The organism is Pedobacter mendelii, assembly GCF_014635725.1.
In the GTDB taxonomy this organism is placed as follows: domain Bacteria; phylum Bacteroidota; class Bacteroidia; order Sphingobacteriales; family Sphingobacteriaceae; genus Pedobacter; species Pedobacter mendelii.
The window spans coordinates 1-21,847 of sequence record NZ_BMDJ01000015.1 but is presented as its reverse complement, the minus strand read 5'-3'; the positions used below and the strand labels follow the sequence as shown (position 1 = coordinate 21,847).

The window sequence follows — 21,847 nt, the reverse complement described above, 5'->3', positions numbered from 1 at the left end:
CTATCATTTAATTTATCATTTTTAGCAATTCAGCATCGCTGATTATAGGAATATTTAACTTATTTGCCTTCTCCAGTTTCGATGGACCCATATTGTCGCCTGCAACCAGATAATCTAATTTTCCTGAAATACCGCTTAGGATTTTGCCTCCATTTGCTTCGATTAAACCTTTCAATTGTTCTCTGCTATGTGCTTCAAAAACGCCCGAAATTACGAATGTTTTTCCAATTAGTGAATCACTATCCAGCGTTATTACTTTTTCCTCTATTTCAAAGCGTAATCCTGCCGATTTTAGCAATTCTATTTGTTGTAAATGTTCTTGTTTTCCGAAATACTCAACAATGCTTTCAGCGATTCTTTGTCCGATTTCATCAATGGCAATTAATTCTTCCAAAGTAGCCTTGGCTAAATTATCGATGTTTTTAACTCCAATGGCAAGTTTTTTTGCAATCGTTTCACCAACATATCTAATTCCTAAACCAAATAGCACTTTCTCAAAAGGCATTTCTTTAGATTTCTCTATCCCTCCCAACATATTTTCTATAGAGCGTTCGCCAAATCGTTCTATACTTTTTAGTTGGTCAGATTTTTGGTAGATGGTATATAAGTCGCTAATATGATTTAATAAACCTCTTTTATAGAAAGTTTCAATTGTTTCATCGCCTAAACCATCAATATTCATCGCCTTTCGGCCAATAAAATGCTGTATTTTTCCAACAATTTGTGGCGGACAGCCTTCATCGTTGGTACAATAATGTACCGCTTCACCTTCTTTTCTGATGAGTTCGGTTCCACACTCCGGGCAATTATGTAGGTAATGAACTTTTTCCGTACCTGGCAGGCGTTTATCAAGATTAACTCTTATAATTTTTGGAATAATCTCACCACCTTTTTCTACAAAAACTGTATCACCTTCATGCAAATCTAATCTTTCGATCTCATTTGCATTGTGCAAGGTTGCTCTTTTAACGGTTGTTCCTGCGAGTAATACGGGTTTTAAATTTGCAACTGGCGTAACAGCGCCTGTGCGGCCAACCTGGTAAGTTACTTTTTCAAGAATTGTTTCTACCTCAGCTGCTTTGTATTTATAAGATATTGCCCAACGTGGAGATTTAGCCGTAAAACCCAATTCCTGTTGTTGCGCATAACTATTTATTTTAATTACAATTCCATCAATATCATAACTGAGCTTAAAGCGCTCTTCTTCCCAATGGTGAATAAAAGCCAAAACATCATCTATGTTATTAACTAACCTGTTGTGCTCGCAAACATGAAAGCCCCAGTCTTTAACGGCGTTTAAGCTCTCCCAATGGGTTTTAAATTCGTTTTTATCAGTGTAAAGGAAATAAATAAATCCATCTAAAGGTCGCTTTGCTACTTCTTTACTATCCTGCATTTTAATTGTGCCGGATGCAAAGTTTCTGGGATTTGCATAAGGGATTTCACCTAGTTCTTCCCGTGATGCATTTAGCTTTAGAAAAGCAGCTTTATGCATAAAAATTTCGCCACGAATTTCAAAATGTTCGGGCGCATTGTCTGTTTTTATCTGATGAGGAATGGTATTAATCGTTTTTATATTATTGGTAACATCATCTCCCTTTGTACCATCGCCACGGGTTACTGCTCTTATTAGTTTTCCATCTTGGTAAGTTAAACTGATGGATAAACCATCAAATTTTAACTCGCAAACGTATTCAAAATTATCACCAATTGCTTTTCTAATGCGTTCATCAAAATCTCGTAAATCCTGTTCATTATAAGTATTTCCTAATGACAGCATTGGGTACTTATGCTGAACTGTAATAAAATTTTTAGTTATGTCGCCACCAACGCGTTGTGTAGGTGAATTTGGATCTGCAAAATCTGGGTTTGCCAGCTCCAATTCGGTCAAAAGCTTTAGTTTTTTATCGAATTCAAAATCGCCAATAGTTGGCATTGCCAAAACATAGTAATTATAATTATGCTGGTTTAATTCCTCAACCAAGGCATCCATTTCTTCTTTTACGGTAGATTGCGACATGGAACAAATATAAAAAAAGGGTTGAATTGGTTAATGAAATGACTAATAAAAAGGATAATTTGTTGAGCGTTTTACACCAATTTGCTTTCAATTGAATCGAAAATTTCCATAAAATCTTTCTGTAAGATTTCCTTAAAAATGGAAAGCTGAAAAGTTATCTCATTAATTTGCTTTTCACTTAAAGTTTCTGGCCACAGTCGCATGCAAATTCTATTTAGTGCATAACTGATGTTTTCTAACTTTTGATAACTCAGTAAATATTTACTACTGATAAATTGATCAAGAAATTTAAAGAATGCTTCTTGATTTTTCAATTTACAATGTTCTAAAAAGTCGCGTAATGATGATTTGTTTACCTCACTTAGTTTGTCGTAAAAATGATTAACATGTATTAAATTGTGTTCGATAAGCAGATGATCAAGCAGCAATTCTAAACCAATATGCGCTAAGAATGATGGTCTGATAGGCGTGTTTTCTACTACCGGAATAATTAACTTTTTTAACACAGCGGTCTTTTCTAAGAAAAATTGTGAAGAATGAAAAACCAAATCGACAGCTAAATGCCTTTTCCAGCCTTTTAATAGCGATTCTTCATCAATATTGCCAATAAATAAAAACTCGTTTTTTTGAGGATATAGGTTTGCGGCTTTCGATGCATTTTTTACCAAATCAGGTAATACAACGCCCATTACCACATTAGAGTTGTTATTAAACCTGTCAAAGTAAAAATGAGAAAGAAAGTTCATATCGTAAATATAGTTTTTATAGCTTCGAATTTCTGTTTGAAAAAATATCTTAACCACAATATAACAATTCATTGTGAAATAGAAATTTCGGCTTTACATTTCTACTTTCAGCTTTACACTCAAAAAACTATCTTTGCGCAATAATTTTATACCATGACAAATTTTGTTGAAGAGTTACGTTGGAGAGGCATGTTACACGACATTATGCCGAATACTGAAGAAAAATTAAATGAAGGTATGACTTCTGGTTATATCGGATTTGACCCTACTGCAGATTCGTTACATGTTGGTCATTTGACTCAAATCATGACGCTAATTCATTTTCAAAATGCTGGTCATAAGCCATTTGCCTTAGTTGGTGGTGCTACAGGTATGGTTGGCGATCCTTCAGGGAAATCAGACGAGCGGAACCTTCAAACTGAAGAAATGATTGAGCACAACCTTAAAGGTATGAAAGCGCAATTGGCTAAATTTTTAAAATTTGAGGATGAAGGCAATGGTGCAGTGATGGTTAACAATGCAGATTGGTTTAAGGATATGAACCTGTTCACATTTATAAGAGATGTTGGCAAGCATATCACCGTTAACTACATGATGGCCAAAGATAGTGTTAAGCGACGTTTAGAAGGTGATTCGGGCTTATCATTTACCGAATTTTGCTATCAGTTAATTCAAGGTTATGATTTCTATTATTTATGGAAAAATAATAACTGTTTAATGCAAATGGGAGGCTCAGACCAATGGGGAAACATTGTTACAGGAACAGAACTAATTAGAAAAAAAGATGCTGGAACGGCTTATGCAATTACTACTCAGTTAATTAAAAAGGCTGATGGAACTAAGTTTGGTAAAACAGAAAGTGGTGCCGTTTGGTTAGATCCTGAAAAAACTTCTCCATACAAATTTTATCAGTTTTGGTTAAATGCATCTGATGATGATGTAAAAAAGTGGATTAGAATATTTACTTTAAAAACGAAACAAGAAATTGAAAATTTAGAGGTAGAGCATAATGCAGCACCTCATTTAAGAATTTTGCAAAAAGCCTTGGCTGAAGATATAACGATAAAAACCCATTCTAAGGAAGCACTCGAAACCGCGATTAAAACCTCAGAATTTTTATTTGGAAACGGTTCTCTTGAATTTTTGAAAAGCTTATCAGCAAATCAGGTTTTAGAAATGTTCGAAGGTATTCCGCAATTTCATATTTCAAAAGTAGAATTGGCTAGTGGCATAGATGCTGCAACATTGTTAGCAGAAAAATCTGCTGTAGCTTCATCAAAAGGTGAAGCTAAAAAGTTAATACAAGGTGGAGGTGTTTCTATTAACAAAGAAAAAATTGCTGAAGCTGCTCAGATTTTTAATTCCACGCATTTGATTAATGATAAATTTATTGTTGTTCAAAAAGGAAAAAAGAATTATTTCCTGTTAATTGTAGAATGATATTAACTAACTACGATACTAAAATCCTGATGAGAATTGGGATTTTTTTTGAAATATTTTTAATACCAGACAAAATGTATATATTTGAGCATAATTGTCTGTTTTTATGAAAAGAAAAATTGAAAAACAAAATTTAGTTGAGGAGCCTATGGTTGCTTACACGGCCATATCCCAAACACCGATGGTGGCTATGATGGGTAATCAGTATGCTAACCCAACTGATTTTGACTTGCTTAATTTAGCCCGAAAGGGGATTTCTAAAAAATCATTAACAGCGTTAGCAAAACAAATTTCACTCACCATTGAAGAGGTTGCAAATGTGCTTCATATTTCAGAGCGTACCCTACAACGCTACACTCCAACAACATTGGTTAAAACAGAATATGCCGATAGGGCAATAGAATTGGCTCGTTTATATGAGCGTGGCATCAAAGTTTTAGGTAGTGAAAAGGCATTTAATACTTGGGTTAAAGCACCAAATTTTGCTCTTAATGGCGAAATTCCATTTAATTTATTAGATACCCGAATTGGTTTCGAAATGGTTTTAAATATTTTAGGCAGATTAGAATATGGCGTTTTTAGCTAATGGTTTTATACAGAATTTCTAATTGTTTGCACGCGAAAGATTATAGTGGTACCGGTGCTAAATTATTTGGCGGGCGTTGGAATTCTGTTGGTACACCTTTGCATTACATGGCGAGTACCCGTGCGTTAGCTGCTTTAGAGGTTTTAGTAAATAAAAATTCGATGATTAATTGTACGAATTTATGTTTAACTGTTTTTGAGTTGCCAGAAAAATCTATTAAAATGTTAGGTATCACAGATCTTCCTGAAAACTGGAAAAATTATCCTGCTCCATTATCGTTATCTAAATTAGGAGATAATTTTGTTAAAGAGAATGATTTTTTATTGTTAAAAGTTCCATCTTCAGTAATAGATGATGAGTTTAACTTTTTGATGAATGTCAATCATCCTTTAGCCGACAAAATTAAAATTATTGAGGTTAAAAATTTCAATTTTGATAGTAGACTTTTGTAATTTACTGAACTAATAAATTGCATCCTCTAATATCTGCATTATCAAAACGACCTAAAACTTCAAAACTTTTATCACTAATTATTCTTCCTAAATCTTGCGTAGCAATAAACGAGCATGAATTAATATTGGCTAAGTCAATTACGTTTATACCACCTGTCCTTCCACCTTCTATTAATGTTAAAGGGTCGTTAGTGTCCCTAATCAGAATTTCCATCCAATTAGGATATTTAAAAATTCCTTCTCCTAATGAATAAGCCTGAGATAACAATTCGGTCATCCCGTATTCGCTGTGTATTGCTGGTACGTTAAAACCTTTTGTAAGTTGCTGGTGTAATTCATCTCTTACCATTTCTTTACGTTTACCTTTCATGCCGCCAGTTTCCATTACGATAAGGTCAGGAAAATTAATTTCATGCTTTTCAATAAAATCAAGCAGGGCATAGGTAACGCCAATTAAAGCAGTCTTCTGATTTTTTGATTTTAACTCTTTTAGGGTTTCAAAAAGTTCATCATGATTATATAAAAAATAACCGCTTTTCGCATGTTTGCTTTTTTCGATTAAATCATTTACCATATAAATTAATGATGAACCCGCACGTTGCTGGTAAGAAGGAAGGAGTGCCAGGAAGCAAAATTCTTCTATATTGCCATAAAATTGATTAAAAGCCTGAAGATAACTTTGTTCATAAAGTTTTACATCAGTTATATGGTGGCTACTTTGAGATGTTCCTGTTGTTCCTGAGCTGCGAAAACTTATCTCAATTGGATTCGAATTACTTAAAATCGAATGCGTTTTAAAGAAACTTATTGGCAAAAATGGAATTTCACCTATATTTTTTACTTTATTTATATCAATGTGTAAATGACGAATATATTCAGCATAAACTAAGCAATTATTAGCTTGATGCCTGAAAATTCCCAAAGCTAAAGAATCAAATTCTTCAGAATTTTTAATAGAAAAGATGATTTTAGAAGTTAAATTCACAAGGCAAAAGTACGAAGCCTTATGCTAATTTTTCGTCAGTTTTTTTAATAAGCATTGCTTTGCGAAATTGATACCCGCAATAGCCACTTATTCCTGCAACAAGTCCACCCAATATTCCGGTAACCAATAATAAAACCCACCAAATTTTTAAGCCTGTCATTATTGCAACACGACTTGCCAATACATTATCATTTGGAAGACTCTTGAATAATGCGTAACCTATCCAAAGCAAAAATATGGCAAAGAAAGATTGCCAAAATGCGATTTTACCTGTTTTGCCAATAATTCCGCAGGTGGCAAAAGCAATTACGATAATAACCCACCATGGTGCTATCATTTGAAGTAGAAAACAGATGATTAGTATAACGATGAAAACCATTTTTAGCTATTTAGAGATTTTTAAACGAGAAATTATTGTGCCTGATTTATCATCAGGAGATTGCATATAGAATAGATCGTAAAGTTTACCGCTTGCCCAGGTATCAATCATATTATCATAAAATTTACTCCCCGGGTTACCCGATTGCCCACCCGGATATACGCCATGTCCTTTTGGTACTTTGCCCAATTCAACAACCATTCTCCAAGATGGGCCATTGACTTCGCTGATGGCATTAATAGTGCTTTTTGCTCCACCAATAAGTAAAATCTTAGAGCCGAAACCAGGTATTTTTGCTAGATGAGGGACATTGGTTTGTTTAACGTTTGCCCAGTTCCAATCTTTGTTAATTGGTCCAAACCTAAGTTCAAGACTATCACAGCTATACTTAAAAGCCTCATTAACCAAATCAGAAAGGGTTTCTTTTGCAGGAGTTTTTATGTTATCGAACCACTTCGCATTTGGCTCTTTTAAAATCATTTCTACGGTTCTGTCTCTAGATGGATAACGCATCGGAATACCCTCAACTTCAAATTCATCATTCCAGATGTCAAAACTTAAGCGTTTGGTCCAGATTTCGAAAATACTTGCTGCAATTTCATCCGCATTATAACGTTTATTCCATTTTTTTAAATAACCATACGCCTCTTTTTGCGTAGCATTTAATTGTTCGTTATTAACTAATGGCATTAACGCTGGTAATAGATTTTGAGCCATAATACTATAATTATCTGTTTGCATAAGGCGAATGCTATCTGCGGTAGCTTTATTCATTGCCCCAAGGCGATCGTTAATGCGTTTACCACGCTCGTAAGGAGCAAATTCCCAATTAATATAATATGGATAAGTTTTATCGGTTGAAGATTGGTTGGCTGAGCTTACAAAACCTCTAGGTGGATTTTTAACAGTTGGGTTTTGAGCCGCGGGAATCCAACCTTGCCAATCATAAGCCTTATCCGTTCCATCCAAAATAAATTTACCCTGGTCTTTCCATTTTAAAGGAAACTTACCGTTTGGTGTTATTGCGATATCGTTATCAATGCTTGCGAAAACAAAATTCTGAGCAGGAGCAGTATAAAAGGTTAAAGCTTTTCTGTAGTCATCATAATTTTTACCGCGATTTAGATAGTAAAATGTCATCAATTCATTTGATTCATCATGCGCAATCCACCTTAATGCATCGCCAACGGGAACATTGTTTGCTTTGCTATATTTTGGTTTTTGGAAGTAAACTACGGGGCCGTGATGGGTGTAGTAAACGGTGTCGATTTCATCTTTTTTTCCTCGGATTTTTATAGTTTCAAGGCGAGAAGTTGTTGGTTTCCAGGTATTATTATACCAATATTCTTTGTGTGAATTATCTTTAAATTTAATCTGATAAAAGTCAAGTACATCAGCTGCTACATTTGTTACACCCCATGCAATTTTCCCATTAAAACCAATAACTACGCCTGGCGCCCCAGGTAATGATACACCATAAGTATTTACGCCTGGTGCGTGTAGCTGAATCTGGTACCAAATGGATGGTAAAGTTAAATCCAAATGTGGGTCGTTTGCTAAAATTGGATAGCCTGATGCCGTTTTAGAGCCTGATAATGCCCAATTATTACTTCCTATACCTTCAATTTTCTCTTTTGTTTTCACATCACCAGTTTTCGCATTGGTAAATGATTCGGGTGTTTTAGGTGTTGGAAGTGGTGAAAAATTCCATTTTGTGCCAACTGGAATAATCGGGTCTTCACGAAAAGGATAATCAGGAAATAAATCTTTAGTTACATCGGTGCCGAATTTTTTCATGATGTTGGTCATGTAAAATTCATCAGAACCCATTGCTAAAACTGCTGACATTTGTTTAAGTAACAATGCACATTTAATGGGTGTCCAGTCTTCTGGTTTAAAATCTAAAATTTTATATTCTATTGGATAATTGGCATGAGACAATGTTTTTATATAAGCATTAATTCCATCTGTGTAAGCCAAAATCATTTCTTTGGCTTTTGGGTCTGCCATCATTCCTTTTAAGGAATTTTCTGCGCCATACACCATTCCCATTCTTCTCTGGTATCTGTCAACCTCAATTGCTTTATCGCCAACAACCTCACTAATTCTACCAGCTGCAAATCGGGTTTGAAAATCCATTTGCCATAAGCGATGCATAGCAGTTACGTAACCTTGGGCTAAATAAAGATCATGATCGTTTTTAGCGAAGATATGAGGTATCATTCTGTCATCAAACACAATTTCTATTTCATCAACAGCGCCTTTTATTTTTGCTTTGTGGTTAAATAAAAAGTGGTTGTTCTCTGCATTTTGCCAAAACCCCATAAAAGGGTTTAAGAATTTTAGTAGTGGTGGGGTGCTACCTATTTTTATATTTAACAATAATGCTAAAGCAATTGGAACGAGGATGCAGAAAAGAGCTTTAATTTTATTCATAATGGTTAGCCAGAGATCAACACTGTGTAAATTAATTGTATAGCGATATCATCGCAAATTACAACAAACTAAATATCAATCAAAATTATAAAATTCTAAAAAAAATTATTATGCTAACATAATTTGTTTAATTCAAAAAAAGGGCTTAAGTTTAATTAACTAAAAAATTCTAACCAAATAGTAATTCATCTTATGAGCAAACTTTTTACACAATTCTATGTGTTTATGCTTTTGTGCGCAACTGGGTTTGCGGTACAGGCTCAAAACATAACGTTAAGCGGAACCGTTAAAGATAAACAAACAAAAGAGCCGTTAGTTGGAGTAACTGTGGTAGTTAAAGGTCAATCTGGAGGGACATCAACAAACTCTTCAGGGGTATTTACTTTTACAACAGCAGCAAAAGCTCCTTTTACTTTATCGGCCAGCTATGTTGGTTATGGAGCAATAGAACAGCAAATTACCTCTTCTACCTCAGGAATAGTAATTGAAATGGAAGCTGGAACTATTTTAGGTGGCGATGTGGTTATTTCTGCATCAAGAACTCCAGAGCGTATACTCGAATCGCCTGTTTCAATTGAAAGAATGAGCGCTGCCTTTATTAAAGAAATTGCAGCACCATCTTTTTACGATGCCCTAAATAATATGAAAGGGGTGGAGAGCAGCATGCAAAGTTTAACATTTAAATCTATTAATAGCCGTGGTTTTAATTCTAATGGCAATACACGTTTTAATCAATATATTGATGGGATGGATAACCAGGCACCTGGTTTAAATTTTTCGGTTGGTAATATTGTAGGTATTACAGAATTAGATGTTGATAATGTAGAACTTTTGCCAGGTGCATCATCAGCTTTGTATGGCGCTGGCGGTATTAACGGAACGCTACTGATGACCTCGAAAGACCCATTCAAATATCAGGGTGCAAGTTTTCAGTACAAAACTGGCGTTAACCATGTTAATGATGATAATAGTAGTGTGCAGCCTTTTAACCAATTAGATGTTAGATTGGCTAAATCTTGGAATAACAAATTTGGGGTAAAGGCAGCATTCTCGTTTTTGCAAGCCAAAGATTGGTTTGGTAATAATTACTCGAATTTCGATAGAGTTTCAAGAACAGCCAAAGCCGGCGATAGAAATAGCGATACTAATTATGATGGTATTAATTCTTACGGAGATGAGGTTAGCCAAAACATGCGTAATGTTGCTCTGAGTGTTCAAAATGCAACTATTTCTGGTATTAGTGCAGGTTCGGGCGGTGCAATACCAAATATTAAAACACTAATGGATGGTGCTTTCGGTGCTGCTGTTCCAAATGCAGCACAACAAGCAGGTTTTTTGGCTAATTTGCCTGCAGCACTACGTCCTGCTGTTCAGAACTATTTCCCCTTTTATGTAGGTTTAAAAGCGAATTTAATTCCTGATCAAAATGTATCAAGAACCGGATACAATGAAGTGAATCTGGTAGATTACGATACAAAATCTTTAAAAGCATCTGGTGCGGTTTACTACAATATTACTAACACCGTTCAAGCGGTTGCACAGGCAAACTGGGGAACAGGAACATCTGTTTATACCGGTTCTGATCGTTATTCTCTACGTAATTTTAGCATAGGTCAATACAAACTGGAAGTTAAAGGACAGGATTTCTATCTGAAAGGATATACCACTCAAGAGCGTTCAGGAGATTCTTATATTTCATCTATTCTAGGTAGTTATATAAACGAGGTTTCTAAACCTTCAACTACATGGTTTCCTCAATATATAGGTAATTATGTAGGTGCAAGAGCCGCTGGACAAGGTGATGTTGCAGCGCATACATTTGCTAGAGGCGTAGCTAACCAAGGTCGCTTTGAACCTGGTTCACCACAATTTGCAACAGCCATGAATACCATCATGAATACAACCATTAGTGCAACTTCAATTAATGCTACAGATCCTACAAAGAGTGTTTATGGTGCTAAGTTTGATGATAAAAGCAATTTATATCATTATGAGGGTATGTACAATTTTAATAATGCATTTAACAACGTTGTTGAATTTCAGGTAGGTGCATCTTATCGCTTATATGATCTTAATTCTGCAGGAACAATTTTTAATGATTTGAATCAATCAATCGATATTAACGAATATGGTGCTTTTGCGCAAATAGGTAAAAAGCTATTCAATGATAAGGTTAAGTTCACTTTTGCAGGAAGATATGATAAGAGTATGAACTTCGAAGGTCGTTTTACACCTCGTATTACCGGTGTTTTTACAGTAGCAAAAAACAATAACATTAGGGCTTCTTATCAAACAGGTTACCGAAATCCTACAACTCAAAATCAATATATAGATTTATCTGTAGGCGGTGGTTCTCAACGCTTAATTGGTGGTTTGCCTGAAATTATGTTCGGAAAGTACAAACTCGATGTAAATAAAGCCTATACTGATGTAAGCTATCGTGCATTTTTAGGATCTGTTGCAACTGGTGTTCCCAACCCAGCCTTGCTACAACAATATACATTTGATGCAAAAGGAGTCCGTCCTGAAAGTGTTCAATCTTATGAGTTAGGCTATAAAGGTTTAATTTTACCAAACTTATTGGTAGATGCATACGGCTATTATAATATTTATAAAGATTTTATTACTGCGGTTGATGTTTATCAGAATGTTGGCACACTTGCTAGTCCTACTTTTGTAAAGTTCGGTGTTCCGGTTAACGCAACAGGAGAGGTTAACTCTTATGGAGCAGCATTAGGCTTAGATTATTTAATGAATAAATGGAGTTTGAGTGGAAACGTATCTTATAATCAAATTGGTGATCTTCCTGTTAATTACATAAATGACTTTAATACGCCAAAAGTTCGTTTCAATCTAGGTTTGGGTAATAAAGAAATCATCAAGAACTTTGGTTTCAACATTTCTTACCGTTGGCAGGATAAATTTTACTGGAATTCATCATTTGCTTCAGGCAATGTGCCTGCTTACAGTACATTGGATGCACAGGTTAGTTTGAAAATTCCTTCGGTAAATTCATCTATTAAGTTGGGTGGTTCAAATGTTATGAACAAGTATTATATTACATCGTATGGTAACCCGGCGGCAGGTGCTATTTATTATTTGGCATTTACTTTTAATCCTTAAAATAAATTAACTTACAGTAGCCCTCATTGCGTTGAAAAGTAATGAGGGCTTTTTTATGATTTATTACTTCGCCTTTTGCAAAATATTTGTATTATAGTACTTTCTTAAGCACATTCCAGTTTAAGCGCTATTAATTTAATTTTCAATAAATAAGGATGGAAGAGACACAAGACAAATCGAACGAGGTGAATGAGCTTATTGCGAAAGAGCAAGAGGTGCAACATTTAAATAATCCTGTCGATATATCTGTTAAACCGATTGTTAAGCAATATTTAGGTACAGTTAAAAAAGTAAAAAAAGAAGGTAATCGGTTTTATTTCTCAGATGGCGATGCAAGGGTTGAAGTTAGGGTTGTTAGTGATGAGATTATTCGCATTCGCTTAGCGCCACATGGTGTCTTTTTAGATGATTTTTCTTATGCAGTACCAGAAGTTGATCAAAAAGTTTCTGTGTTTAAAATGCAGGAGCATGATGACAGTTTTACGGTTTCAACACACTCGGTAACCTGTAAAATTGATAAAGCAAATTTCCACATTTCGTTCTCCGATAATATTACCGGTACCATAATGGTTGATGAAGCGAACTCCATGCATTGGGAAGAGAATACCGATTTCGGTGGATATTATATTTATGCCACCAAAAAGTGCAATCCTGAAGAGAATTTCTTTGGACTAGGAGATAAATCAGGTAATTTCAATTTAAGAGGGCGTAGGTTTGAAAACTGGAATACTGATGCATATTCTTTTGGTTGGAATCAAGATCCTCTATATAGAACTATACCATTTTACATAGGCCTGCATAATCAGGCTGCTTACGGTATTTTCTTTGATAATACCTTCAAATCATATTTTGATTTCGGTGGAGAAGATGTGAGTAAAACCAGTTTTTGGTCAGATGGTGGCGAGTTACAGTACTATTATATTCATGGGCCGCACATGATGGATGTTGTTAAACGTTATGCAAGCCTAACCGGAACACATCCTATGCCACCGAAGTGGACTTTAGGTTATCAGCAATGTCGCTGGAGCTATTACCCTGAATCGAAAGTTAAAGAAATTGCAAAACAATTCCGCGAAAGAAAAATACCATGCGATGCCATTTATCTGGATATAGATTATATGGATGGTTACCGTTGCTTTACCTGGAATAAAAAATATTTTCCCGATCCGAGAAGAATGATAAAAGAACTTTCGGATGATGGTTTTAAAACCGTTGTAATGATTGATCCGGGAATTAAAGTTGATGATGATTATTGGGTTTTTAAAGAAGGAAAAGAAAAAAGATTTTTTTGTCGCCGAAGTGATGATTACTATATGGAAGGGCATGTTTGGCCGGGCCGTTGCCAGTTCCCTGATTTTACAAACCCAAAGGTTCGTAGCTGGTGGGGTAATTTATACAAGGAATTGGTTGATATGGGTGTTGCAGGTTTTTGGAACGATATGAATGAACCTGCCGTTTTTGGTTCAGGAACGTTTCCTAACGATGTTCGCCATAATTATGATGGTTTTCGTGGTTCGCACAGAAAAGCGCATAACGTATATGGTATGCAAATGGTAAGATCAACTTATGAAGGCTTGAAAAAACTGATGCGTAACAAACGCCCGTTTACCATTACAAGAGCTGGTTATTCAGGTATGCAGCGCTATGCCAGTGTTTGGACAGGAGATAACCTCGCAAGTTGGGAACATTTAAAAATGGGAAATATTCAGTGCCAGCGTTTATCAATATCTGGCGTACCTTTTTGTGGTACGGATATAGGTGGTTTTAGCGGTGAACCTGACGGTGAATTATTTACACGTTGGATACAATTAGGAACATTTTCGCCTTTTATGAGGGCACACTCTGCAGGAGATACAGCCGAACGCGAACCATGGAGTTTTGGCGATTTCTTTGAAGATATTAACCGTAAATTTATTGAATTAAGATATCGCTTAATGCCTTATTTATATTCAGTTTTTTGGGAACATCACCGCTATGGTTTTCCAATTCTAAGGCCTCTTGTTATGCTGGAGCAGGAAAATGTCAGTAATCATTTTCGTCAGGATGAGTTTTGTTATGGCGATAAATTATTAATCTGCCCTGTTTTAGAGCAAGGTGCTGTAGCAAGAACAGTTTATTTGCCTAAAGGAACTTGGTATAATTTCTGGACAAATGAAGTTTTAGCAGGCGAGAGCGAGCATTTTGTAGAGGCGAAAATTGATAGTATGCCAATGTTTGTTAGAGCCGGATCCGTAATTCCTGAGTATCCTGTAATGCAGTATGTTGATGAAAAAGCAATTACCGAGGTAATGCTAAACATATATTATAGCGATTACGAAGTGAATTCTTTCTTATACGAAGATCATGGTGATACTTTCGCTTATGAACAGGATATTTACCTCGAAAAGAAATTTACGGTTAGGGGAGATGTCTCAACTCTAAAAATTAGTCAACTCACAGAGGGTTTATACACACCAAATTATGAGTTATATGATTGTAATGTGTTGGGTATTAAGTTTAAGGTGAAAAAAATAATTGTCGACGGAAAAGAAATTCTTGATTTTTATACTGACGATAAAAGCAGTTTACATTTTAAATGTAACAAAAACTTCTCCGAAATACAGATTTTTAGTCTGTAAAACTATAACCCCGAAAACTTTAGAAAGCTTTCGGGGTTTATTAATATCTAACCGAAATACACAATGTCAGCAGCAAAAAAAGTATTTGCAAAAACACCCGCTAACAAGGCAGTAAAAGCAGCATTGCCTGAAATTGATAAGAGTTTAGCCGTGTGGCCGCATAGTTTATTTACCGATTACGATGTTGATTTATTTCTTGTTGGTAAGCATTTCCGTCTATATGAGAAAATGGGTTCTCATTTGATAACAGTCGAAAAAACTTCAGGGACTTATTTCTCCGTTTGGGCACCAAATGCAATCAATGTTGGGGTAGTTGGAGATTTTAATGGTTGGGATAGAAATTCTCATGCCCTAAATAAAAGGTGGGATAAATCAGGCATTTGGGAAGGTTTTATTCCAAATCTTAAAAAAGGAGATGTTTATAAATATTTTGTTAAGGGTTTCGATGAGTCTGAACATTTAAAGGGCGATCCTTATGCACTCCGTTGGGAACACCCACCGCAAACAGCTTGTATAATTTGGGATACGAATTACACATGGAAAGATAAATCATGGCTAACCAAGCGACCAAAATTAAATGCTTTAGATCAACCAATTTCTGTTTATGAGCTTCATTTAGGCTCATGGCAACGCGATCCAAATGAACCAGAAAGAGTTTTAAACTGCAGAGAAGTTGCAGTAGCTTTAGTACCTTATATTCTAGAGATGGGATTCACCCATGTAGAATTAATGCCAATAATGGAATTCCCGTTTTTCCCAAGCTGGGGTTATCAAATTACCGGGTACTTCGGAGCCAGTTCGCGTTATGGTTCTCCGCAAGATTTAATGTTCTTAATCGAAGAACTGCACAAGGCAAATATTGCTGTAATCCTCGATTGGGTTCCATCACATTTTCCTGGCGACAGGCATGGCCTGTATGAGTTCGATGGAACGCATTTGTATGAACATGCAGATATGAGAAAAGGTTTTCATCCTGATTGGAAATCTTACATCTTTAATTACGACCGGAATGAAGTCCGTTCATTTTTAATTAGCAACGCTTTATTCTGGTTAGATAAATATCATGCTGATGGTTTAAGAGTTGATGCAGTTGCTTCAATGCTGTATTTCAACTTTTCCAGAGAAGACGTAGATTCGGCGACAAATGAATATGGTGGAAGTGAAAATTTAGGAGCAATTCAATTTCTTCAGGACTTGAATGTTGCCATTTACGGTAATTTTGAAGGTGTGCAAACCATTGCGGAAGAAAGCAGTACATTTTCTGGCGTTACGCATCCAGTTCATACGGGCGGATTAGGTTTCGGTATGAAATGGATGATGGGCTGGATGAATGACACTTTAAAGTATTTTAAAGTTGATTCTTTAGATAGAAAGCATTATCAAAATTTACTCAGTTTTAGCATGACCTATGCTTTTACCGAAAATTTTATGTTGCCTTTTTCTCATGATGAAGTTGTTCATGGCAAATCTCCTATGCTTTATAAAATGCCTGGCGATGAATGGCAAAAGTTTGCGAACCTTCGGGCACTTTATGCTTACATGTATACGCATCCAGGGGCAAAACTTCTATTTATGGGTAATGAGTTTGCAGATACAAATGAATGGAATTTTACACAATCTCTGGATTGGCATCTTCTGCAATACGCTCCACACAAAGGTATGCAGGAAACCGTTAAAGCCCTAAACTTTTTATATAAGAAAGAACCTGCTTTATACCATTTTAACTTTAGTTATGAAGGTTTTGAGTGGTTAGATGCAGATAACAGAGATGAATCTGTATTCGTATACATGCGTAAAGGCCCAAAAGCTAAGGATACATTAATAATTGCATTAAATTTCACACCAGTTGTACGCGAAAATTATAGAATCGGTGTTCCATTTAAAACAAAGTGGAATGAGATATTTAATACTGATGATATTATCTTTTATGGAAGTGGAATTAATAATAAAGGGGATATTTTGCCTGTTGAAGAACCTTACAATAATCAAGAATTTTCTATAGCAGTTAACTTGCCACCTTTGGCAGTTATTATACTTAAAAGTAAGTAATGTTTTTCAAATTATAATTTTAAAAAAAGGAAACTGTTAAGCTTCCTTTTTTTAAAAAATTTATTTTTAGAAAATAACGTTACTCATCTGTATTATCCTCTTCATCAAACTCTTCATTTAGTAAAGTGCCTTCACCATCTGCGAATTCTACTTCATCATCCGAGTATTCGCTGTCATCATCATCTTCTTTGTCTATTGGGTCTGGCTCAATATCGGCTGAATTTTCAATATCGAATTCGAGTTTTTCATTATGCTCAGAGCGGTCAATTTGAAATTGATCGATATTGGTAACATCATATTCTGCAGTTAAATTATAATCTTGATTTTTCATAGGTGAATGTTTTAAGTTGACTTATTAACTATTAAACAGAAGAAATACAAAATCGGTTTTAATTATTGAAATTTTAGTTTTACCTAAATGGCTATATACCCATATTAAAAAATAATTTGAATTTTATTAATTCTAAGCAAATAACATAAGCAAATAAATGTATCTGTTAGCTATGAATTTTAATCAATTCGTTAAGTAAGTATTTTTTACAATGAAATTTTTAAAACCTGATTGATAATATGGAAATTAAAATGCTTTTATCTTTATTTGAATAGCTTAGAGCTTGTTTAAAATTTATCTAATAATTTGTTTATGCTTCTTAATGGCTGTAATATCCTTAAATATCTCGAGATGGGTTGGCTATCTCTGCAACATTTGCCTTGTTTCGCTCAAAAAATAAGCGATAAATATTTTCACAATATAAATTTAAAAAGGTTCTTATTCTTTTAAGTTGTCACTTTATTAATGTTTTTGCTAAACAATATGCTAAACTTAATGTTGACCATCTAATTGTAAGACAATTGAATAATGTGAATAATGCAGATGACAATTATTAACAATCAAGCTCCCTCCTTACCTTTATCAAAGGTTTGGGTATCTGCAAATGAAATTTCTTTAGCCAAGCTTAAATCGAAAGATAAAGAGGTATTCAAGTCTTTATATAAATTCTATGCGCCTGCCATTTATGGTTTAATTACACGTAATATAAAAGACGAAACCAAGTGTAATTTAGTTTTGGAAAAAACTTTTACTCATGCATGGGATCTGATTGGTAGTTACGATGATTCTAAATGTAATTTGTTTATTTGGTTAAGTCGATTTGCCATAAAAGAACAACAAACTTTTATTAAGCGCTAACATTTCTCTGAATATGTCATATCGTAAAATAAACGCACAATTATACTTTCGTGTAAAATTCTAGCAATACTATCAAATCATTATATTAATTATATTTTCTTAGATTTTTTAGTTTTATCAGCTGGTTATCAGTTGATTATTTGTGATTTTTATACCTTTTTTATTCTATTGATGTAGTATTTATAATGCTAATCCTTTAAATTTTGTAATCGTTTGGTTATAAGCATCTTGGCTAACGTCACAAAATCATTTTAAGTATAATTTGTTCAACTCAATTCTATTAATTTTGAATGAAAAACTTAAAAAATAGATCTTATTTATTTCTTGATATGCTGTTTGAATTCGAGCAATGGATGATTTCTTCTAAAAACTATTAATTTTTATTATTGGGCTATTTTGATCTTTTTTCACAAATAGTGATGTTGAATTTTGGAGTTGTTGAAAGCTGATGATTAACGCGATATTATTTAAAGTTTCTGCTTTAGTTTTTTTTATTCTCTGCGTATTTTCTGCGGAAGTTTTGCACGCAGGAAATATTTCCACAACCAACGATGCAAAAAAACAATATGGAGATGTTAAAGTAATTAATCCACAATTATTTTCTTCTTTTGCACTAAAATCAAATACCTATTCAAATTTTAAAAGAGTTTTTCAACCTACTTCGGCCAAACCACCATCTTATTCCAAGCATTATATTGCACCAGCACCATGGCAGTACTGGAGCAGAGCAAACCAGATAATTATTACCACCGAAAGCCTCGCTACCATATCTGGTACAATTAAAAAAAGCGACGGTACGCTCCTATTTAACTTTACCTGTTCAGCAGGTGTGCCCTATAGACAAAGACTTGACGGCTTACCTGGTTCACTTCCGATTCATCCGCTTAATACTGTGATTAATGATGGTGGGTTGATTGTTACTGCTGATGGTTCTATTGCTGTTAATTTAAGAAATATTGCTTCTGACCAGTTGGGTAGTGATGGGAATGATGCAAACATTAAAGGTAACGCTTCTTTGTTCAGCTTTGGAGATGCGGGTGTAGGTACCGCTTTTCGGGTTGGCTACTATCGTGATGATGATTTGGCTGGTAATGAGCGGCCTACATACAGCATAATGGCGATTGAAAATAATACAATTATAAAAATAGCAGGCGTTGCAGTTACCACTTTAAATGCTGGTCAAAGTTATCTTTTTCAGTGCCCAATTGGAACATTAGTGGAGTCATCCGGAGCTGCGGTTATGAATACTTCTGCAAGGTTGGATGCACCTGGAGGTTGTGGTGATGGAGCTTATAACCCTATTCCCCCAATTTCTTCACTTGGCTCAGAATATGTTATTGTTAGGGGAGAAGGGAATCTAACGGCAGAGCAAACAACAATAGTTAGTACCGAACCAAATACAAAAATTCGTGTAGAGTTTTTTGATGAGAATGGTGTTCAAAAGACTTTTCAAAATATTACCCTTACAGCGGCAGGTGATTTTAAAACCTTTAATCACGGTTGGATTAATGGTTCATACAATACATCAAGCAATACAGGTAGATTTTCTTCTTCTAGAATTGTTGCAGATAAAAATATTTTAGTTTTTTCGGGAACAGGCGGTGTATCCTCTGGGGGTGGTTGCGAAGTAGATGTTGCTACATTAGTTCCTATAGCCTCGTGTGCTGGATCAAGACAGGTAGAAACTTATAAATTTACATCTTATAACAATGGTAACCTTCCATATTTTGGATACATCGTTACTAAAAATGCTGATAAAATTAATTTAACCACTAAGGGTTCTGGAGTAACTTATACTGCCAAAGATATTGAAACCATTTCAGGTATTGGATTACGCAAACAACTAGGTTCTACAGGACTTTACCTGATTAAATTTACGGATGCGAACATTAGTTATCCAGATGTAATAACAATTAATAGTATCAACAGACTTACAGTATCTATGGTACAGCAAAGTAGTGATTTCTCCATGTCGAACTTTATTTCTCGATTTCCAGAGAAAGCAGTACAGCCTAGTGTCGATTTAACGGATTGTGCAGCTGCAAAACTAACTGCCGACCCTTCCAGCGGTGGTCCCTACAAATGGTTTTTAAATGGAGTGGAGATTGCTGGAGCTACTGACAATACCTACGTGGCGACAGTATCAGGAAATTATACAGTAAGCTCAACGTTAGAATGTGGCCTAAGTGCTCAATCACTCCCTTTAATTATTTCTCTTTGTAATATTGATAGATCCATTGAGAAAACAGTTGATATCCCACTCCCAGAAATAGATCAGATTGTAACTTTTACATTAAAAGCAAAAAATTTAGGAGTAGGTAATGCTATTGGTGTATCGGTTACAGATTTACTCCCTTCTGGTTATTACTATGTTTTAAGTACCGTTTCCGAGGGCAGTTACAACCCAATAACAGGACTTTGGACAATTGGTTCTATGGTTGCTGGAGGAGAAGCAACACTTTTGATAAAAGCAAAAGTGGTTAGTGAAGGTACACACATAAATAAAGCAAGTATTACCGGTACACAGGTTGATGGTAATCCTGTAAATGATAATAGCTGGGCTGAAACCTCAACGACACTTGGTGAATTAACTTTAACCCCATTAGGTTCTGCTGATCGGAGCATTTGTGTAAATACACCAATAAATGATATCGTATATTTAGTTGGGGGTGGTGCATCTGGAGCCGAGGTTACAGGATTACCTAATGGATTGACTGCTTCCTCATACGACCCAGCAACCAAGACCATAAAAATTACTGGTACACCCAATACGGTGACACCTTTAGATGGACTGGAATATACTGTTACAACAGTTGGAGGAATCAGGGTTTCTAAAAAAGGTAGAATTATTGTTAAAGGCGAGGTTATGGCCCCGGTTTTTGCTGCTGGACTGACTTCAACTAGATGCACAGGTTCAGGTAGTGATACTTACAAAGCAGTATCAAACAATAGTGAGTCTATTGTGTACAGTCTACTACCTGCAGAATCTGGCTCAATAGATTCATCGACAGGAACCGTTACCTGGGCGTTAGAATATTTTGGTTCGGCAACAATTACAGCAAAGGCAATTGGTTGTGGTGAAAAAATTAGTGATTTTGTTGTTTCGATTTATAAAAGACCGAATCCTCCTTCTTCCAATAATGTAGATTATTGCCAAAATCAACCTTCATTACCTCTTTTTGCTAATCTTACTGAAACTAAATTGATATGGCATGATAGTCAGGGAACCATACTTTCTGATGGTTATATTCCTTCGACTGTAAATATTGGATCGACCGATTTTTATGTTACTCAAGCGAACCCAAATGGTTGCGAAAGTGCAAATACAAAAATTACTGTTACCGTATTGGCATTGCCACCGGCTCCTGCAACTACAGATTTAAAGTATTGCCTTAATCAACAGAACATCCAGCCGCTTACGGCAACTGGTTCAAACCTCACCTGGTATGATGCGAATGGAACTGTTCTTTCTGGCGCACCAACACCTGTTACCTCTGCTGCAGGTGAAATAAAATATTATGTAAGTCAGAAATTAAGCCCGGCGGGCTGCGAAAGTGAAAAGGCGGAATTAAAAGTTACCGTATTGGCATTGCCACCGGCTCCTGCAACTACTAGTTTAACTTACTGCCAAAACCAGGCTGCATTGCCGCTTACGGCAACTGGTTCAAACCTCACCTGGTATGATGCGAATGGAACTGTGCTTTCTGGCGCACCAACACCTATTACTTTGGCTGCAGGTGAAATAAAATATTATGTAAGTCAGAAACTAAGTCCATCTGGCTGCAAAAGTGAAAAGGCGGAACTAAAAGTTACCGTATTGGCAT

The 21,847-nt window shown here is 35.4% G+C and carries 14 protein-coding genes; 8 read left to right on the top strand and 6 right to left on the bottom strand.

The annotated features are described in order from the left end of the window. Positions 1-7: 7 nt before the first annotated feature. Both ligA and IEV50_RS18605 read right to left on the bottom strand, forming a co-directional pair. On the bottom strand, positions 8-2,020 hold the full coding sequence (gene ligA / locus IEV50_RS18610) for an NAD-dependent DNA ligase LigA (RefSeq protein ID WP_188417264.1): 2,013 nt from the start codon (positions 2,018-2,020) through the stop codon (positions 8-10). A gap of 71 nt (positions 2,021-2,091) precedes the next feature. After that, positions 2,092-2,766: an ACP phosphodiesterase gene (locus tag IEV50_RS18605; RefSeq protein ID WP_188417262.1), complete on the bottom strand. Its 675-nt coding sequence runs from the start codon at positions 2,764-2,766 to the stop codon at positions 2,092-2,094. Between the two features lie 153 nt (positions 2,767-2,919). On the opposite strand from IEV50_RS18605, the gene tyrS reads away from it, so the two are divergent. The 3 genes from tyrS to IEV50_RS18590 all read left to right on the top strand — a co-directional run bounded on the left by tyrS (position 2,920) and on the right by IEV50_RS18590 (position 5,244). Next, on the top strand, positions 2,920-4,206 hold the full coding sequence (gene tyrS, locus IEV50_RS18600) for a tyrosine--tRNA ligase (RefSeq protein WP_188417260.1): 1,287 nt from the start codon (positions 2,920-2,922) through the stop codon (positions 4,204-4,206). A 106-nt stretch (positions 4,207-4,312) separates the two neighbouring features. After that, positions 4,313-4,792 carry an Xre family toxin-antitoxin system antitoxin gene (locus tag IEV50_RS18595; RefSeq protein WP_188417258.1) on the top strand — a complete coding sequence of 160 codons (480 nt, stop codon included), beginning with the start codon at positions 4,313-4,315 and terminating at the stop codon, positions 4,790-4,792. Continuing rightward, complete coding sequence (locus tag IEV50_RS18590) at positions 4,792-5,244, top strand: RES family NAD+ phosphorylase (protein ID WP_188417256.1); 453 nt, start codon at positions 4,792-4,794, stop codon at positions 5,242-5,244. Before IEV50_RS18595 ends, IEV50_RS18590 begins: the two co-directional genes overlap by 1 nt. A 1-nt stretch (position 5,245) precedes the next feature. Here the strand turns inward: IEV50_RS18590 and IEV50_RS18585 are convergent, their stop codons facing one another. From IEV50_RS18585 to IEV50_RS18575, 3 genes are read right to left on the bottom strand one after another with little or no spacing between them, the layout of a single operon-like run. After that, complete coding sequence (locus IEV50_RS18585; protein ID WP_188417254.1) at positions 5,246-6,229, bottom strand: LuxE/PaaK family acyltransferase; 984 nt, start codon at positions 6,227-6,229, stop codon at positions 5,246-5,248. A 19-nt stretch (positions 6,230-6,248) separates the two neighbouring features. After that, positions 6,249-6,608: a hypothetical protein gene (locus IEV50_RS18580; protein ID WP_188417252.1), complete on the bottom strand. Its 360-nt coding sequence runs from the start codon at positions 6,606-6,608 to the stop codon at positions 6,249-6,251. A gap of 6 nt (positions 6,609-6,614) precedes the next feature. Further along, entirely contained in the window at positions 6,615-9,044 is a 2,430-nt protein-coding gene (locus IEV50_RS18575; protein ID WP_188417250.1) for a penicillin acylase family protein, read from the bottom strand. Between the two features lie 192 nt (positions 9,045-9,236). Here IEV50_RS18575 and IEV50_RS18570 point away from each other — a divergent pair, with 192 nt between their 5' ends. The 3 genes from IEV50_RS18570 to glgB all read left to right on the top strand — a co-directional run bounded on the left by IEV50_RS18570 (position 9,237) and on the right by glgB (position 16,834). Next, positions 9,237-12,167, top strand: a complete 2,931-nt coding sequence (locus IEV50_RS18570; RefSeq protein WP_188417248.1) for a TonB-dependent receptor — start codon at positions 9,237-9,239, stop codon at positions 12,165-12,167. Positions 12,168-12,322: 155 nt separating this feature from the next. Further along, a complete protein-coding gene (locus IEV50_RS18565; RefSeq protein WP_188417246.1) occupies positions 12,323-14,785 on the top strand; it encodes a glycoside hydrolase family 31 protein in 2,463 nt (820 codons plus the stop codon). Between the two features lie 63 nt (positions 14,786-14,848). Next, positions 14,849-16,834: a 1,4-alpha-glucan branching protein GlgB gene (gene glgB / locus IEV50_RS18560; RefSeq protein ID WP_188417244.1), complete on the top strand. Its 1,986-nt coding sequence runs from the start codon at positions 14,849-14,851 to the stop codon at positions 16,832-16,834. A gap of 79 nt (positions 16,835-16,913) precedes the next feature. Here glgB and IEV50_RS18555 read toward each other — a convergent pair whose 3' ends face one another. Further along, positions 16,914-17,165, bottom strand: coding sequence for a hypothetical protein (locus tag IEV50_RS18555; RefSeq protein ID WP_188417242.1), 252 nt, complete (start codon positions 17,163-17,165; stop codon positions 16,914-16,916). A 543-nt stretch (positions 17,166-17,708) separates the two neighbouring features. On the opposite strand from IEV50_RS18555, the gene IEV50_RS18550 reads away from it, so the two are divergent. Both IEV50_RS18550 and IEV50_RS18545 read left to right on the top strand, forming a co-directional pair. After that, entirely contained in the window at positions 17,709-18,023 is a 315-nt protein-coding gene (locus IEV50_RS18550) for a hypothetical protein (protein WP_188417240.1), read from the top strand. A gap of 448 nt (positions 18,024-18,471) precedes the next feature. Then, the coding region (locus IEV50_RS18545; RefSeq protein ID WP_188417238.1) for a DUF11 domain-containing protein at positions 18,472-21,847 on the top strand (3,376 nt) is incomplete at its 3' end.

What these genes read in the sequence shown, in the direction of transcription:
- ligA (WP_188417264.1), bottom strand. Translation starts at nt 2,020, where the DNA reads ATGTCGCAATCTACCGTAAAAGAAGAAATGGATGCCTTGGTTGAGGAA.
- IEV50_RS18605 (WP_188417262.1), bottom strand. Translation starts at nt 2,766, where the DNA reads ATGAACTTTCTTTCTCATTTTTACTTTGACAGGTTTAATAACAACTCT.
- tyrS (WP_188417260.1), top strand. Translation starts at nt 2,920, where the DNA reads ATGACAAATTTTGTTGAAGAGTTACGTTGGAGAGGCATGTTACACGAC.
- IEV50_RS18595 (WP_188417258.1), top strand. Translation starts at nt 4,313, where the DNA reads ATGAAAAGAAAAATTGAAAAACAAAATTTAGTTGAGGAGCCTATGGTT.
- IEV50_RS18590 (WP_188417256.1), top strand. Translation starts at nt 4,792, where the DNA reads ATGGTTTTATACAGAATTTCTAATTGTTTGCACGCGAAAGATTATAGT.
- IEV50_RS18580 (WP_188417252.1), bottom strand. Translation starts at nt 6,608, where the DNA reads ATGGTTTTCATCGTTATACTAATCATCTGTTTTCTACTTCAAATGATA.
- IEV50_RS18575 (WP_188417250.1), bottom strand. Translation starts at nt 9,044, where the DNA reads ATGAATAAAATTAAAGCTCTTTTCTGCATCCTCGTTCCAATTGCTTTA.
- IEV50_RS18570 (WP_188417248.1), top strand. Translation starts at nt 9,237, where the DNA reads ATGAGCAAACTTTTTACACAATTCTATGTGTTTATGCTTTTGTGCGCA.
- IEV50_RS18565 (WP_188417246.1), top strand. Translation starts at nt 12,323, where the DNA reads ATGGAAGAGACACAAGACAAATCGAACGAGGTGAATGAGCTTATTGCG.
- glgB (WP_188417244.1), top strand. Translation starts at nt 14,849, where the DNA reads ATGTCAGCAGCAAAAAAAGTATTTGCAAAAACACCCGCTAACAAGGCA.
- IEV50_RS18555 (WP_188417242.1), bottom strand. Translation starts at nt 17,165, where the DNA reads ATGAAAAATCAAGATTATAATTTAACTGCAGAATATGATGTTACCAAT.
- IEV50_RS18550 (WP_188417240.1), top strand. Translation starts at nt 17,709, where the DNA reads ATGACAATTATTAACAATCAAGCTCCCTCCTTACCTTTATCAAAGGTT.